This is a genomic window from Pseudanabaena minima str. Chao 2107 (assembly GCF_051131155.1).
GTDB lineage: Bacteria > Cyanobacteriota > Cyanobacteriia > Pseudanabaenales > Pseudanabaenaceae > Pseudanabaena > Pseudanabaena minima.
Window position 1 is genome coordinate 75733 of the sequence record NZ_CP159508.1, and the last position, 15110, is coordinate 90842.

At 43.8% G+C, this 15110-nt stretch carries 12 protein-coding genes, 1 tRNA gene and 1 other annotated feature; of the genes, 10 read left to right on the forward strand and 3 right to left on the reverse strand.

Going from position 1 to position 15110, the window contains the following annotated elements; genetic code table 11:
• Positions 1–10 precede the first annotated feature (10 nt).
• Together rpoC1 and ABM313_RS00330 are read left to right on the forward strand one after the other, a co-directional pair.
• Positions 11–2047, forward strand: a complete 2037-nt coding sequence (gene rpoC1, locus ABM313_RS00325) for a DNA-directed RNA polymerase subunit gamma (protein WP_434685722.1) — start codon at positions 11–13, stop codon at positions 2045–2047.
• Between the two features lie 88 nt (positions 2048–2135).
• Positions 2136–6113, forward strand: coding sequence for a DNA-directed RNA polymerase subunit beta' (locus ABM313_RS00330; protein ID WP_434685723.1), 3978 nt, complete (start codon positions 2136–2138; stop codon positions 6111–6113).
• 51 nt (positions 6114–6164) lie between these two features.
• On the opposite strand, the gene ABM313_RS00335 is transcribed toward ABM313_RS00330, so the two are convergent.
• From ABM313_RS00335 to ABM313_RS00345, 3 genes are all read right to left on the reverse strand, one after another.
• The gene (locus ABM313_RS00335) at positions 6165–6827 is read right to left on the reverse strand and encodes a hypothetical protein (protein WP_434685724.1); all 663 of its coding nucleotides are present in this window, start codon (positions 6825–6827) and stop codon (positions 6165–6167) included.
• Between the two features lie 6 nt (positions 6828–6833).
• On the reverse strand, positions 6834–7139 hold the full coding sequence (locus ABM313_RS00340) for a hypothetical protein (protein ID WP_434685725.1): 306 nt from the start codon (positions 7137–7139) through the stop codon (positions 6834–6836).
• Positions 7140–7386: 247 nt separating this feature from the next.
• On the reverse strand, positions 7387–7710 hold the full coding sequence (locus ABM313_RS00345) for a resolvase (protein WP_434688596.1): 324 nt from the start codon (positions 7708–7710) through the stop codon (positions 7387–7389).
• Between the two features lie 298 nt (positions 7711–8008).
• On the opposite strand from ABM313_RS00345, the gene ABM313_RS00350 reads away from it, so the two are divergent.
• The 8 genes from ABM313_RS00350 to rplA all read left to right on the forward strand — a co-directional run bounded on the left by ABM313_RS00350 (position 8009) and on the right by rplA (position 14791).
• Entirely contained in the window at positions 8009–10852 is a 2844-nt protein-coding gene (locus ABM313_RS00350; protein ID WP_434685726.1) for a M16 family metallopeptidase, read from the forward strand.
• Between the two features lie 69 nt (positions 10853–10921).
• On the forward strand, positions 10922–11773 hold the full coding sequence (locus tag ABM313_RS00355) for a tRNA (5-methylaminomethyl-2-thiouridine)(34)-methyltransferase MnmD (RefSeq protein ID WP_434685727.1): 852 nt from the start codon (positions 10922–10924) through the stop codon (positions 11771–11773).
• Between the two features lie 188 nt (positions 11774–11961).
• Positions 11962–12324, forward strand: a complete 363-nt coding sequence (gene rplS / locus ABM313_RS00360) for a 50S ribosomal protein L19 (protein WP_094529846.1) — start codon at positions 11962–11964, stop codon at positions 12322–12324.
• A 100-nt stretch (positions 12325–12424) separates the two neighbouring features.
• Positions 12425–12497, forward strand: a tRNA-Trp gene (locus ABM313_RS00365).
• A gap of 103 nt (positions 12498–12600) precedes the next feature.
• Positions 12601–12852 carry a preprotein translocase subunit SecE gene (secE, locus tag ABM313_RS00370; protein WP_281007305.1) on the forward strand — a complete coding sequence of 84 codons (252 nt, stop codon included), beginning with the start codon at positions 12601–12603 and terminating at the stop codon, positions 12850–12852.
• Positions 12849–13496: a transcription termination/antitermination protein NusG gene (gene nusG, locus ABM313_RS00375; protein WP_434688598.1), complete on the forward strand. Its 648-nt coding sequence runs from the start codon at positions 12849–12851 to the stop codon at positions 13494–13496. The genes secE and nusG overlap by 4 nt, the downstream gene beginning before the upstream one ends.
• Positions 13497–13540: 44 nt before the next feature.
• On the forward strand, positions 13541–13966 hold the full coding sequence (gene rplK / locus ABM313_RS00380) for a 50S ribosomal protein L11 (RefSeq protein WP_434685728.1): 426 nt from the start codon (positions 13541–13543) through the stop codon (positions 13964–13966).
• 111 nt (positions 13967–14077) lie between these two features.
• A complete protein-coding gene (rplA, locus tag ABM313_RS00385) occupies positions 14078–14791 on the forward strand; it encodes a 50S ribosomal protein L1 (protein WP_434685729.1) in 714 nt (237 codons plus the stop codon).
• A 112-nt stretch (positions 14792–14903) separates the two neighbouring features.
• Positions 14904–15038: a sequence feature (ribosomal protein L10 leader region), on the forward strand.
• Positions 15039–15110: the final 72 nt, after the last annotated feature.

Genomic DNA, 15110 nt, shown 5'->3' on the forward strand with positions numbered 1-15110 from the left:
ATTGTAACGTATGGCGAAAGTGGAACAGCGATTTGACTATGTCAAGATTGGCTTGGCATCACCTGATCGCATTCGTAAGTGGGGCGAGCGCGTTCTACCAAATGGTAGTTTGGTTGGCGAAGTCACAAAACCTGAGACTATTAATTACCGCACACTGAAGCCAGAAATGGATGGCTTGTTCTGTGAGCGGATTTTTGGTCCTGCTAAGGATTGGGAATGTCATTGTGGCAAGTATAAACGTGTGCGCCATCGTGGTATTGTCTGCGAACGCTGCGGCGTAGAAGTCACGGAGTCGCGAGTACGCCGTCACCGCATGGGCTTTATCAAGCTAGCCGCTTCAGTTACCCATGTATGGTATCTCAAGGGTATTCCTAGCTATATGGCGACTTTGCTAGATATCCCTTTACGTGATGTTGAGCAAATTGTTTACTTCAATGCTTACGTTGTCCTTAATCCAGGGATTCAGTCTGAAGTTGATGGCGAAGTTACGGTAGTAAATAGCCGTGAAATTCGTGTTCGTGGTATTGATGGTATTGAGAGAGCTTATCATCTCCACCCTAAACATGTTCCCATCACATCAGAAGGAAAAATTGTTGAAGCTGGAGAAGCGATCGCGAGTGCCTATAACCTCTCTTACAAGCAATTGCTTTCTGAGGATCAGTGGATTGATCTAGAAGATCAAATCTATGCTGAAGATCCTGTCTTAGATGGCATTGAAGTTGGTATTGGAGCGGAAGCAATCAAGCAATTATTGCAAAATATCAATCTTGAGAAAGAAGCTGAACGTCTTCGCACAGATATCGAGAACTCCAAAGGTCAAAAACGCGCCAAATTAATTAAACGGTTGCGCGTAGTTGACAACTTTGTGGCGACTGGTTCTAAGCCCGACTGGATGGTGTTAGATGTCATTCCTGTAATTCCTCCAGATTTGCGTCCGATGGTACAGCTTGATGGTGGGCGTTTTGCTACCAGTGACTTGAATGATCTCTACCGTCGGGTGATCAACCGTAATAACCGTCTGGCGCGTTTGCAGGAAATTCTTGCACCTGAAATCATCGTCCGTAACGAAAAACGGATGTTGCAAGAAGCCGTTGATGCCTTGATCGATAACGGTCGTCGTGGTCGGACGGTAGTTGGCGCAAACAATCGCCCACTTAAGTCTCTCTCAGACATTATCGAAGGTAAGCAAGGTCGTTTCCGTCAAAACTTACTCGGTAAACGGGTTGACTACTCTGGTCGTTCTGTTATTGTGGTGGGACCTAACCTGAAGATTCACCAATGTGGTCTTCCCAAGGAAATGGCGATCGAGCTATTCCAACCCTTTGTAATTCATCGCTTGATCAAAACGGGCTTGGTGAATAATATCAAGGCTGCGAAAAAGCTAATTCAACGTAATGATCCAGCCGTTTGGGACGTACTCGAAGATGTGATCCGCGAACATCCTGTCATGCTGAACCGCGCTCCAACGCTTCACCGTTTGGGTATTCAAGCCTTTGAACCATTGCTAGTTAGTGGTCGTGCGATTCAATTACATCCCCTTGTATGTCCCGCCTTTAACGCCGACTTTGACGGTGACCAAATGGCGGTTCACGTTCCCCTATCGATTGAAGCTCAGGCTGAAGCCCGCTTGTTGATGTTGGCTTCTAACAACATTCTCTCGCCCGCAACGGGTCGCCCGATCGTTACCCCTAGCCAAGATATGGTTTTGGGCTGTTACTATCTCACTACTGAAAATCCCTATAAGCAGAAGGGGCAAGGACGTTACTTTGCTAACTTCAATGATGTAGTAATGGCATACGAACAAGGTGAAATTGATATTCATGCCAATGTTTGGGTGAGATTTGAGGGAATCGTTGAAGGTCAAGGTGCAGCCAAAGAAAATGAGGAGCCTAAGGTTACGGTTCTTGAAGATGGCACAAAGGTCAAGGAGTATGATTTCCGACGTACTCGTGAAGATGCTGAAGGTGGCTTGATTTCGCAATACATCAAAACTACTCCTGGGCGCGTGATTTTCAACCAGGCAATTTATGCGTCTCTAGCTAGCTAAATGTTGTGAATAGTCACGCTTTGTGGGGCTATTCATAACCATAAAATTTCGATTAATTACTCAAAAGATTATTTAATAGCTTAATACCATGGCAGATTTCACGACTAGCAACACGGATTCGCCTGAAGAGAAGAAGCCTCAACGCTTTATCAATAGCACCATTGATAAGGGGCAGTTGAAGAAGTTAATTGCTTGGGCTTTTACGCATTATGGAACAACTAGCGCCGCCAATGTTGCTGACCAATTAAAAGCACTAGGCTTTCGCTATGCAACACAAGCTGGCGTGTCAATTAGTATTGACGATTTGCAAGTTCCTGCTAGTAAGAAAGCTTTGCTAGCGGCGGCTGAGCAGGAAATCGAAGAAACCGAAAGCCGTTATACAAGGGGCGAAATTACTGAGGTTGAACGTTTCCAAAAAGTAATCGACACATGGAACGTGGCTAACGAAAACCTCAAGGATGAGGTTGTGAAAAACTTTAAGAGTAATAACCCCCTTAACTCGGTATACATGATGGCGTTCTCTGGAGCGCGTGGTAACATCTCGCAGGTACGTCAGCTAGTCGGTATGCGTGGTTTGATGGCAGATCCACAAGGGGAAATCATCGATTTACCGATTAAGACGAATTTCCGTGAAGGTCTGACAGTCACCGAGTATATTATTTCATCCTACGGTGCGCGTAAAGGACTTGTAGATACAGCGTTACGCACGGCTGACTCTGGATATCTTACCCGTCGTCTTGTTGACGTATCGCAGGATGTAATCGTTCGTGAGAATGACTGTGGTACGACTCGCGGCATTAAGCTCAAAGCGATGCGTGATGGGGAAAAGACCTTAATTAAGTTGTCCGATCGCCTATTTGGTCGTGTGGCGGCTGAGGATATTGTCGATCCTAATACGGGCGAAGTAATCGTCATGCGTAACCAAGAGATTTCTGAAGATCTCTCCTTGGCAGTTCAAAAGGCTGGGGTCGAAGAAGTTTGTGTGCGCTCCGCCTTTACCTGTGAATCGACGAGATCGGTTTGCCAGATGTGCTATGGCTGGAGCTTGGCTCATGCTGAGTTGGTAGATATTGGCGAAGCGGTAGGTATCATCGCCGCCCAGTCGATCGGTGAACCTGGCACACAGCTAACCATGCGTACTTTCCACACAGGTGGTGTATTTACTGGGGAAGTTGCCGAACAACAACGCGCTCCCTACGATGGCACAATTAAATATAGTAAAAAGCTAAAAGTTCGTCCCATGCGTACCCGTCATGGTGAAGATGCATTCATCGTGGAATCAAATGGCGACTTTACCTTAGAAAGTTCTGAAGGCAAGCGTACCTATGCAGTTACCCAAGGTTCGACTCTATTAGTTCGTGAAGGACAAAAGGTAACTCAAAACCAACTGATGGCTGAGGTTTCGGCGACAGGTAAAACTTCTCGCAAAACTACAGAAAAGGCGACCAAAGCGCTAAATACTGGTTTGGCTGGTGAAGTTTTGTTCTCAGATCTAGCGATCGAAGAGAAAAAAGACCGTCAAGGTAACACTAGCTATGTTGCTCGTGGTGAAAAAGGTCGGGTTTGGGTATTGGCTGGTGAAGTCTATGACTTGCCTCCAACGGCTGAACCAACTGTAAAAAATGAAGCCTATGTCAAAGAAGGTGATGTACTTGCAGAAACTCGCTTGATTACTGAGCACGGTGGAGTTGTCCGTCTAAGTGAAGAAGATAGCCGCCATAACCGTGAAGTTGAAATTATTACTGCTTCAGTGGTATTAGATCAAGCGATCGTCAAAGAAGAAAGCTACCAAGGTCGTGAGCATTATGTTCTGGAAACTCAAGGTGGTCAGAGCTTCTCGCTCAAAGCTTCCCCAGGTTCAAAACTGATTAACAATCAAGTTGTTGCCGAACTTATTGATGATACTTACCAAACTAAGAGTGGCGGTATTATCAAATTTGCAGGTGTGGAAGTCGCTAAGCGCAGCAAGGGCAAGCAGGGTTATGAAGTCGTCAAGGGTGGTACTTTGCTTTGGGTTCCTGAAGAAACCCATGAAGTTAATAAGGATGCTTCCCTATTGATGGTGGAAGAAAATCAGTTTATTGAAGCTGGTACTGAAGTTGTGAAAGATATCTTTAGTCAAACCGCAGGGGTAGTGGAAGTATTCCAAAAGAATGACATTCTGCGCGAAATTGTGATCAAACCAGGTGATTTACATCTTGTTGATGATCCACAAACTGCCATGCAAAAGAATGGCACTTTAGCTCAACCAGGCACAGAAATTATGCCAGGATTGACTTCCCCTGAACTGCGCTATGTGGAATATCTGGACTCAACCGAAGGGCCTGCCCTACTACTGCGTCCCGTGGAAGAATATCAAGTTCCTGATGTACCAACGGTTCCTAGCCAAGAGTCAGTCAACCAAGAAGGTCGCTCGATTGGTCTACGGGCTGTGCAGCGTATCCCCTACAAAGATGGCGATCGCGTCAAGGCGATCGATAGCGTTGAGCTACTCAAGACCCAACTATTGCTAGAGGTTGACACCGATGCCCCTCAATTGGCTGCGGACATTGAGTTTATTCCTAATGACAGCGATCCAGGTAGCTTACGTTTGCAATTGGTAATTCTGGAATCCTTAGTGATTCGTCAAGATAACTCTGGCGATCCAGCCCATACCAACTCACGCACCCGTTTGCTAGTAAATGATGGCGATCGCATTGACCCAGGTGCAGTTGTTGCACGTACCGAAATTCTCTGCAAGAAAGCTGGTCAGATCCGTGGCATTCGTCAAGGATCGGAAGTAGTACGTCGCTTACTAGTTGTCACCGAGGCGGATTGCATCACTACACCTTGCCCTAATCCCACGGTTCAAGCTGGCGATCTTTTACGTTCGGGCGATGAAATCGGTGAGGGAGTGATTACTGAAGAGTCGGGACAAGTCCTCAAGGTAGAAGATGGCTCCGTCGTATTTCGGATTGGTCGTCCCTATCTGGTATCCCCTGGCGCATTGTTGCAAATCCATGATGCTGACCTTGTACAGCGTGGTGACAACATTGCATTGCTAGTGTTTGAGCGTGCCAAGACTGGAGACATCATCCAAGGTCTACCTCGGATTGAAGAACTCCTCGAAGCTCGTAAGCCCAAGGAAATGTGTGTACTTGCCCGTACTTCGGGTACAGCCCAAGTTACCTATGACTCAGATGATAATCCTGAAGTGAAGATTCTCGGTGATGATGGGGTTTTAGATGATGATTACTCATTCAATGCAGGTCAAAGTGTAATTATCTCCGATGGTCAGAAAGTCTTAGCTGGTGAAGCTCTCACTGATGGACCCGCCAATCCCCATGACATTCTCGATATTTATTTCCATGCTTACAAGGAATCTCTAGGAGTCAGACAAGCTGCCCTGATTGGTTTGCAAAAGGTACAAGAGTTCTTGATGAACGAAGTCCAATCGGTATACCAATCTCAAGGTGTAGACATTTCCGATAAGCACATTGAAGTGATCGTTAAACAGATGACTTCTAAGGTACGTATCGAGGATGGTGGTGATACTACTCGTCTCCCAGGTGAGTTGGTAGAACTCCATCAAGTTGAACAAATCAATGAGGCGATGGAAATTACAGGCGGCGCACCTGCGGACTATACGCCTGTGTTGATGGGTATTACCAAGGCTAGTTTGAATACAGATAGCTTTATCTCGGCAGCGAGTTTCCAAGAGACCACTCGTGTTCTCACGGAAGCTGCGATCGAAGGTAAGTCTGACTGGTTGCGTGGCTTGAAGGAGAACGTCATTATTGGTCGTTTGATTCCTGCGGGTACTGGCTTTAATGCTTACGATACGCCAATCGTGGATGTCGATAATGGCTATGAGCCAGATCTTGGCTATGACGAAGAAGCAGATGACGTGATTATTGATGACAATACTGCCCGTAATTATCAAATCATTGAGCCTCGGATCGAGCCAATCCGTGTTGTCGATAAGCCTCGCAGTCGTCGCAGCTTTGACGATGAGCTAGTGGATGATGATGTGGAGTTTGATGATGACGATGAGGAAGATGATGATGATTTTGAGGATGAGGACTAAATAAAAAAGCGGTGCTTAGCACCGCTTTTTTTACTCATTGATAAACCTTTTCTATTGTCTTTCTGAGCTATTTTTCACTGATTTCTCTGAGGTAATTAATTCAAATCGTATACCAGTATCAATATATTTTTGAAGGTATTTATTTTTCTTAAAGCTATTACCCCTTTCGCTTGTCGTTGCTTCAATCCAAGCTATATCTTCGCTTTTCTCTTTGGAATTCTTGAATATGTCGTTCATAGCTCGAATTATTGCTGCATTCTTTAATGACTTTGTATCATCTTTTTCTCTGCCATTAGTATCTATTAATTCCTTACAAGTAAGATGTTTTAAGTGTATGTTGTTGATAAACTTGTGAGATATATTTTTTAGAAAAGAATATAATGCTATGATACCAAGCTCAGTTTGTTTATCCCCTTCTTTTTCGGGTTTTATAGTTCCAAACTTTTGATTGACAAGACTTAGATAAAGAAGAGAAATCATTACTCCCCTAATAGGGATTGGAGCTTTGTTTATATCATTTGACAGTACACACAAATGATAGAACAGTAATCCAATTAATCCGCTTGCTATGCCAAAACAAACAAGCGGAAGATAAATCCACTTATTTTTGTTGTTAATACCATGTAAAGCAGGCAGTGAAGACCAAGAGTCAAAAGCGGTAACTATTGATATTACTAAAAAGCAAAGAAGTTGATCGATTATAGTCTGCTCCATTTTTGACTACTCTTTTTGGGTGCTTGCTCCGTCGGGATTTCCAAATCCACCAGCTGGATAAATACGATTTGATCCAACTTTTCCTTTTATGTCATAAGCCATGCTAGCTTTTACTTCTTTCCCAAGTTTTGTTAAGGAAATATAATCTTTTTCAACAACAACTAATTTTTTTTCTTGCAAAAGGCGAACCGCTTCATCTGATTCATTTGGAGTCAACCTTGCTTGAACAGATACCGAAATCAAGTCATTTGATTTCGTAACAAGTTCAAGCAAGGCTGCGGCTTCCCCAGTCAAAGTTAATCGGCTATCCATAATATTTGAACTCCCTAATGGGTATCCATGTCGAGCTAATATGCAAATATGTTTATTAGCTATCAACTATACGTTAATTATGTCATATCTTAAGAAAACTTCATGAAACCGTAACAAAAAATGATTATTTTAAAAATAAATCAAGACTGACAGATGAGGAAATTGCTGAGAATAATGCTATTGAAGTAGCCAAACAAAAAAAGAATTTTTAAGTTTAGTTTGTAAAACATATTGTTAACGACTTTTTCTATAGATTACGAAGAGAGGTAATTGCTTGATTAAGCGTTCGCAGTTCTTGCAAAATTTCTCGTAATAGCCGATTAGTCTCGTTTTGAGTAGATTCTTGTACCTGAATTGTCACTTGTTTCATTTTCAAGACATCCCTCGCAAATCTTGACACCTCTGTGGGATGAAATAATAAAGGATCGCGATCGCTTTGACGGAGTTCAGGATTAAGCCTAGTGGGGTCATAGGGTAAGTTTAATAAACCTTGCTCTGGGTCAGTATTGGCATAGCGATATACCGAAGCACGCGATCGCCCTAATGCTTTTTGGATTGCTTCTACATCCATTAGCTCGTAGTTATGATCAGTTTTTAGTTCAGCGTGGGAATACGCAGGATTCATGTTGTCACGAGCATTCATAGTCATCTTGAAATAGCTTCAACTTATTATGCAATGTCGCCAAGCCTGATTAGTCCAAACCTGTAAAGTTGCGCCCCACACGAGTGCAACTTTACAGGTTTGAGTAAATTGTTGGGCAGTCCGCTACGCGCACTGCCCAACAATCTGGGGTTAGGTTATAACTATTATGCTGAGCTACTTATAATAAAAGCTGTATTTCGTGGAGATTTCGGTGAAGCGTAATTTTATGCTCTCTTTTTTGAGTCGTGGCTTAGCTACAGCGATCGCTGTGGTGATGCTCGGTAACTTGCCCCTATCTTGGCAATCATCTTTGTGGCAATTGTCAGGTAATCAAGCATATGCTGCTCAGCCTGATCTAGTTGCTAAAAACGCTATAACCTCTAGTCAACCGTCTAGTCAATCGCCTGATTTACTAACGGGTAATGTCGTTAAAACTGTTTTAGATAATGGATTGACGGTTTTAACCAAAGAAGTAAATACGGCTCCAGTGGTCACCGTCCAAGTATGGTATCGCGTTGGTTCGCAAAATGAAAAAGCAGGAATCACAGGTATTTCCCATCAACTTGAACATTTACTATTTAAAGGAACTAAAGAGCGTCCGATCCAGTTTGGACGACTGTTTAGTGCATTAGGTAGTGACTCTAATGCTTTCACTAGTTATGACATGACCGCCTATTTTGGGACAACAGGTAGCGATAAACTGGATGCCATGCTTAGACTGGAAGCCGATCGCATGGTTAATACTGTCGCTGGTGAAAATGAACTCAAAAGTGAGCGTACTGTCGTTTTATCGGAACTAGATGGCGGAAATAATAGCCCAGGCACAAGACTTTATCGACAGGTGATGCTAGCCGCCTATCCAGATAGTTCTTATGGCTGGCCAGTGATTGGCTATCGCCCTGATGTCGAAAACTATACGGTTGAGGATATCCAAAATTATTACCGTACTTTTTATCGTCCTGATAACGCCACACTGGTAATTGTTGGCAATTTCAACACCGCCGATACACTTAAAAAGGTGCGTGAAATCTATGGCGCGATCACCGCTCCCCCAAAACCTAAAGTTTTAATCACCCCTGAAGCCCAACAAAGTAAACCCAAACCACCAGAACCGAAATCAGCGCAGGAGCCAATTCGCCTCAAAGAGCCTGGCAGTGTGCCATTTTTGCAAGTGGTCTATCCGAACTTGCCTAAGGTTAATGATGCTGATGTCGCGGCGATCGATGTGATGGACAGCATTTTGACATCGGGTAGAAGCTCTCGACTCTATCAAGCTTTGGTAGAGACAGGCTTGGCTAGTAGTGCCAGTGGTAGTGCCTCATCAATGATTGGCACAGGTTGGTATTTTATGAGTGCTACTCCGACCGCAGGTAAATCTCTCGAAGAACTGGATCGCCTGTTACTTGCCGAAGTTGAAAAATTGCAAACGCAGACGATTACGTCCGAAGAACTAGAGCGGGCGAAAACCAGTATGCGCGCAAGCTACATTTTGGGTAATCGGGATGTTAATTCACAGGCTATTCAAATTGGGTATAACCAAACCGTAGCTAAGGATTATCGCTATAGTGATCGCTATTTGAGTGCAGTCGATAAGGTCACGAGTGCCGATGTCAAGCGCGTAGCCAAGCAATATTTACAACGCGATCGCCGTGTGGTTGGATATTTTGAGCCATCGGTGATTACGGCTGGGGCAGGAACAACGCCTAGTAATGCTCACTCTTCGGATGCATTTAAACCCAGTTCTCCCGTTGATCCTGCTGAAGTTGCCAAATACTTACCAGAGAGCGCTTTAGTTGCTAAGGCAGCAATTCCCCCTGAGGTCAATCCTGATAAGTTCACCCTATCCAATGGATTGAAAGTTCTGTTATTAAGCGATCGCAGTACCCCCGCTGTAACTTTGGTTGGCGAAATTGACGCAGGAGCAGGTTTTGACTCGTCTGAGAAAGCTGGTTTAGCGGTCATCACAGCTCAAAATATCACCAATGGTACGGTAACTAAAGATGCATTAACCCTTGCCTCGCGGTTAGAAAATCGTGGAGCCAGTTTAGGATTTTCGGCTGGTCGTGAAAGTGTCGGTATCTCTGGTATATCACTGTCTAAGGACTTGCCAATTGTGATCGATCAATTAGCTGACTTGCTCCAAAATGCGACTTTTCCAGCTAAAGAATTTGAACTCAATCTTCAGCGCAATCTTCTCGCCTATAAGTCAGAGATGGATAACCCCAACTCTTTAGTGCGTCGGATTTTTCAATCAACGCTCTATCCTAAAGGACATCCATTTCAGGCAATGCGAACTGAAGAAACGCTCAAGTCTTTAACCCGTGAAGATTTAGTTAAGTTCTATAAAACCTATTATCGACCTGACAATACGATTCTCACGCTCATGGGTGACTTCGACCCTGCGGTAGTGAAATCTTTACTCGAAGAAAAATTGGGTAAATGGCAAGCTACAGGTAAAGCGCCAAAGTTTCAGTACCCCAAAGTTCCTAATCTTGAACGAACCAATGAAAAACAAGCAACTTTAGCAGGTAAAACTCAAGCGGTAACCATCATCGGTCATCCGAGTATTTCCCGCTTCGAACCTCAGTATTACCCTGCGCTCTTGCTGAATCAGGTTGTCGGTGGTGATACCTTAGCCAGTCGTCTTGGTACAGAAATTCGCGATCGCCTTGGTTTGACCTATGGCATTTACAGCTATTTCCAAGCGGGTAGACCACCGCAGGGAGCATTTATTGTGCAGATGCAAACCAGTGGTAAGGATACGGAAAAGGCGATCGCGGCTACGGTGGCGTTGCTTAGATCTGTCCGCGATAAGGGCATAACTCAAGCTGAATTTGATGTGGCAAAAAAGAGCTTGCTCAATGGCTTTAGTACTGAATTTGCTAATCCTGACAGCGTGGCAAGTTCTCTACTCAGTGATGAAATCTATGGCTTCCCAGTTGGCGATTTCTACAAGTTCCCCCAGCGCATCCAATCAGTAACTCTTGAGCAGGTCAATCGTGCAGCTAAGGAATTATTACAACCCGATAATCTCTTGATTGTTTCGGTAGTTCCTAAAGCTGAAAAATAGTAATACCAAGGGTCAAAAGGGTAATGCCCCTTTTGACCCTTGGTATCAAATCCATGAATTACGATCACAATGGACAAGCTTTCTCTTTTCCCAACTGAAGACGGATCAGTTACTTTTTGGTCAGACACTTTTCAAGAAACATTTCATAGCTCCCACGGTGCAAAACACGAAGCCGAAGCTAAATTTGTCATACCTGCCAAAATTACTGAGAAAGCCAGAACTCAAACTCAACTCAACATTCTCGATGTTTGCTATGGCTTAGGCTACAACAGCGCTGCCGCGATCGCCTGTGTCTCCGAAGTACCTGATTGCAGGGCAAATCTCCACATCATCGCTCTCGAAAATAACCTCGAAGTCCCCCAAAAAGCGAGCGCCGCAGGATTAGTAGATATTTGGCAACCTGCGATCGCGCAAATCTTAAAAACTGCTGCCGAAACTCAAACCCTAGTTACCGAAAGTTTATCTTTACAACTACTCATTGGCGATGCCAGACAAACCATTAGCCAAGTCCCTCACAAATGGGCAGATGCCATCTTTCTTGATCCCTTCTCACCACCCCACTGTCCTCAACTCTGGACAGTCGAGTTTATCCAGCTTTTAGCCAACTGCCTCAAACCCGATGGCTATCTGGTTACTTACTCCTCATCCGCCGCCGTTCGGGCTGCCATGCTGTTGGCAGGACTACAAATAGGAGCGATCGCCCCCATCGGACGCAAATCCCCCAGCACGATCGCCGCCTTTGCACCCACACCATTACCACCAATTTCCGACACCGAAGCCGCTTTTTTAAAAACTCGTGCGGCGATTCCCTACCGCGATCTCACCTTACAAAGTACAGCCTCAGAGATTATTGCTCTTCGCCAAGATGAACAAAACAACAGCAATCTTCCTCCAAGCTCTAGCCTCCGTAAAAAAGTTTAGACATAAGCAATCCTAAATGATTTGTGAGAGTGCGCCTAAAAGGCGCACTCTCACAAATCATTTAATCTCATAAAGAAAAAAGTTTAGATATAGCGCGAAGCGCTATATCTAAACTTTTTTGTGGAAATTATAGACATTAGATCATTCATGCTCTAACATAGATGATCGCGACTTTTTTGGCATTCCTCATGAACGCTTCTGAAATCATCCGCTCAATTGAAGCGGAATATATCAAAACGGATCTTCCCACAATTTATGTGGGTGATACTGTCAAGGTTGGAGTTAGGATTAAAGAGGGCGGCAAAGAGCGTACTCAGCCATACGAAGGCGTAATCATTGCAAGACGTGGTTCTGGCATTAACTCTGTCATTACCGTTCGTCGTGTATTTCAAGGAATCGGAGTTGAGCGAGCCTTCTTGCTACATTCTCCCCAAATTGAAAGCATCAAAGTGATTCGTCGTGGTAAAGTGCGTCGTGCTAAGCTCTATTACTTACGTGACCTCGTTGGTAAAGCAACTCGTCTTAAACAACGATTTGATCGACCACTATAGAGCAATCTATGGTTATACTAAGTATCAAATACTATTTTGTTATAGCAATTGATACAGTAGATATAACTGGTTGCGTATCGAAATCGTGTTTTCATTACGTGCGTCCTTAGTTCAGTTGGTAGAACGCAGGTCTCCAAAACCTGATGTCGGGGGTTCGAGTCCCTCAGGGCGCGCTTCACCAATTTCATAAGATCGAAATTATTTAAGTTTGTTCAAGACTTTACTTAAACACATCGCATTTATCAAGATTGCAAAGGGATCGCAAGAGTTGCCGCTATGACGAAAAACGAACTAAAAGAGCAACCAAAAGAAGCACCGAAAGCTGGAGCAGATGTACAGTCTGAACCAACTGGAGTTGCCAAACTTTTTGTAGAATCCAAAGCCGAATTCGGTAAGATTGTTTGGCCCACCCGCCAACAACTTATTAGTGAATCTGCATCGGTTCTTTTGATGATCGTTGCAGTAGCAACCTTTGTTTATCTAATTGATGCTTTGTTTAAGGCGATCGCATTGCAGGTGTTTCAATAATGTTTACCGAGGACATCGACCACTCATCTAGTGGCCACGAAGATGAAGACGTACTATTTAACTGGTATGCCGTCCAAATCGCTTCAGGCTGCGAAAAAAAGGTTAAGTCGAGCCTAGAGCAACGCATCAAAACTCTTGATGTCGAAGATAGGATCAAGCAAATTGAAATTCCGCAGACACCGACCGTCAAACTTAGAAAGGATGGCAGTCGAGCAACTTCTGAGGAAAAGATTTTCCCTGGGTATGTTCTGATCCAAATCAAAACTGTCAGAAATGAGATCGGACAGTTAGAAGTTGATGACGACGCATGGCTAGCTGTTAAAAGCACGCCCCATGTAATTAACTTCGTTGGTACAGAGCAAAAACGTCATTACGGTCGTGGTCGTGGACATGTTAAACCTCGTCCTTTAACCGAAAAAGAAGTCGAAAGAATCTTCCGTGTCACCGTCGAACAAGAGCCAGTTCTCAAAATTAATATGGCTCAAGGCGACAAAATCAAAGTGCTTAATGGACCCTTCAAGGATTTTGAAGGTGAAGTGGTGGAAGTTAGCCCAGAACGTAGCAAACTAAAAGCCCTTCTTTCCATCTTTGGTAGAGACACTCCTGTAGAACTAGAATTCAATCAGGTTCAAAAGCAAAACTAATTCACTCAAACGCAGGTTTGTAGATTTTTTAACGGCTAAAATCAATGGCTAAGAAAGTTACAGCAATTATCAAGTTAGCACTTAATGCTGGTAAAGCTAGTCCAACTCCACCAGTTGGTCCTGCTTTAGGTCAGCATGGTGTCAACATCATGATGTTTTGTAAGGAATATAATGCCCGTACTGCTGATCAAGCAGGCATGGTCATTCCTGTAGAAATATCTGTTTATGAAGACAGAAGCTTCACCTTCGTTCTCAAAACACCACCAGCATCAGTTTTAATTCAAAAAGCGGCTGGTATTTCCTCTGGTTCGGCAGAGCCTAACCGTAAAAAAGTAGGTTCGATCACTAGAGATCAACTGCGCCAAATCGCGGAAACCAAGATGCCTGATATCAATGCAAATGATATCGATGCAGCAATGAAGATCATTGAAGGCACGGCAAAGAATATGGGCGTTACCATTAGCGCTTAGTTCTTAGCTTTGTAAACTTGCAAGATCAACAAGCAAGATCAATAAGTTTCAATAAACATTTTAGTTGGGGGAGGGAATTAAGTTTTCCGATCGCACCCCGTAGGAGCAATCATGGCAAAAAAAATCTCGAAGCGTCTTAAGGAAGCTCTCAGTAAAGTTGAAGCCCGTCCTTATGCACCAATTGATGCATTGGAACTAGTTAAGGTAACTGCAACTGCTAAGTTTCCTGAATCTGTAGAAGCACACGTCAGACTAGGTATCGATCCGAAGTACGCCGATCAACAATTGCGGACAACGGTGACTTTACCTAAGGGAACAGGTCAAACAATTCGTGTAGCAGTTATTGCTCGTGGTGAAAAAGTTGCTGAAGCAACCGCCGCAGGTGCAGATATCGCTGGTTCTGAGGAGCTAATCGATGAAATCAGCAAGGGAAGAATGGATTTTGATTTGCTGATTTCCACACCTGATATGATGCCTCAAGTGGCTAAGCTCGGTAAATTGCTTGGTCCAAGAGGATTGATGCCTTCGCCTAAAGGTGGTACGGTAACTACTGATTTGGGTGGTGCAATTAATGAGTTCAAAGCTGGTAAGCTAGAATTCCGTGCTGATCGTACTGGAATTGTTCACATTCAGTTTGGTAAAGCTGCTTTTCCTGCTGAAGACTTGCTAACTAACCTCAAAGCTTTACAAGAAACGATTGATCGTAATCGTCCTTCTGGCGCAAAGGGTAGATACTGGAGATCACTCTATGTGTCCGCAACGATGGGACCAGCGATCGAAGTCGATGTTGCGGCCTTACGCGACCTCAAACTTGCAGAAGCGTAAATAAAGCCTTTCTAAAGTCATTATCCTTGAGATTACTTAGCCCCAAGCAGTAAGAATCTCAAGGAACTATTAAAAGCTCAGTCTAATTGTTGTAATAAGCCTAGAAAGAAATTTCGACAACTGAATATCTCCATAGACAGCAGGTGCTAATTGCTTAATTTCCTGCCGAGGTGTTTTAAAAAAGATTCTTGAGAGAATACTTTTTTGGCCTCGGTCTGCGAAAAGACGAGGCTTTTTTAATGACTTTTAAAGATACATACAGCCAATTTAATAGCGAGTCAAATCGTTGAAATTGGTTCCAAACACAAGGAGGTGAAAA

Coding starts and splice junctions, on each gene's coding strand:
- rpoC1 (WP_434685722.1), top strand. CDS start 11: ATGGCGAAAGTGGAACAGCGATTTGACTATGTCAAGATTGGCTTGGCA.
- ABM313_RS00330 (WP_434685723.1), top strand. CDS start 2,136: ATGGCAGATTTCACGACTAGCAACACGGATTCGCCTGAAGAGAAGAAG.
- ABM313_RS00335 (WP_434685724.1), bottom strand. CDS start 6,827: ATGGAGCAGACTATAATCGATCAACTTCTTTGCTTTTTAGTAATATCA.
- ABM313_RS00340 (WP_434685725.1), bottom strand. CDS start 7,139: ATGGATAGCCGATTAACTTTGACTGGGGAAGCCGCAGCCTTGCTTGAA.
- ABM313_RS00345 (WP_434688596.1), bottom strand. CDS start 7,710: ATGGATGTAGAAGCAATCCAAAAAGCATTAGGGCGATCGCGTGCTTCG.
- ABM313_RS00350 (WP_434685726.1), top strand. CDS start 8,009: ATGCTCTCTTTTTTGAGTCGTGGCTTAGCTACAGCGATCGCTGTGGTG.
- ABM313_RS00355 (WP_434685727.1), top strand. CDS start 10,922: ATGGACAAGCTTTCTCTTTTCCCAACTGAAGACGGATCAGTTACTTTT.
- rplS (WP_094529846.1), top strand. CDS start 11,962: ATGAACGCTTCTGAAATCATCCGCTCAATTGAAGCGGAATATATCAAA.
- secE (WP_281007305.1), top strand. CDS start 12,601: ATGACGAAAAACGAACTAAAAGAGCAACCAAAAGAAGCACCGAAAGCT.
- rplK (WP_434685728.1), top strand. CDS start 13,541: ATGGCTAAGAAAGTTACAGCAATTATCAAGTTAGCACTTAATGCTGGT.
- rplA (WP_434685729.1), top strand. CDS start 14,078: ATGGCAAAAAAAATCTCGAAGCGTCTTAAGGAAGCTCTCAGTAAAGTT.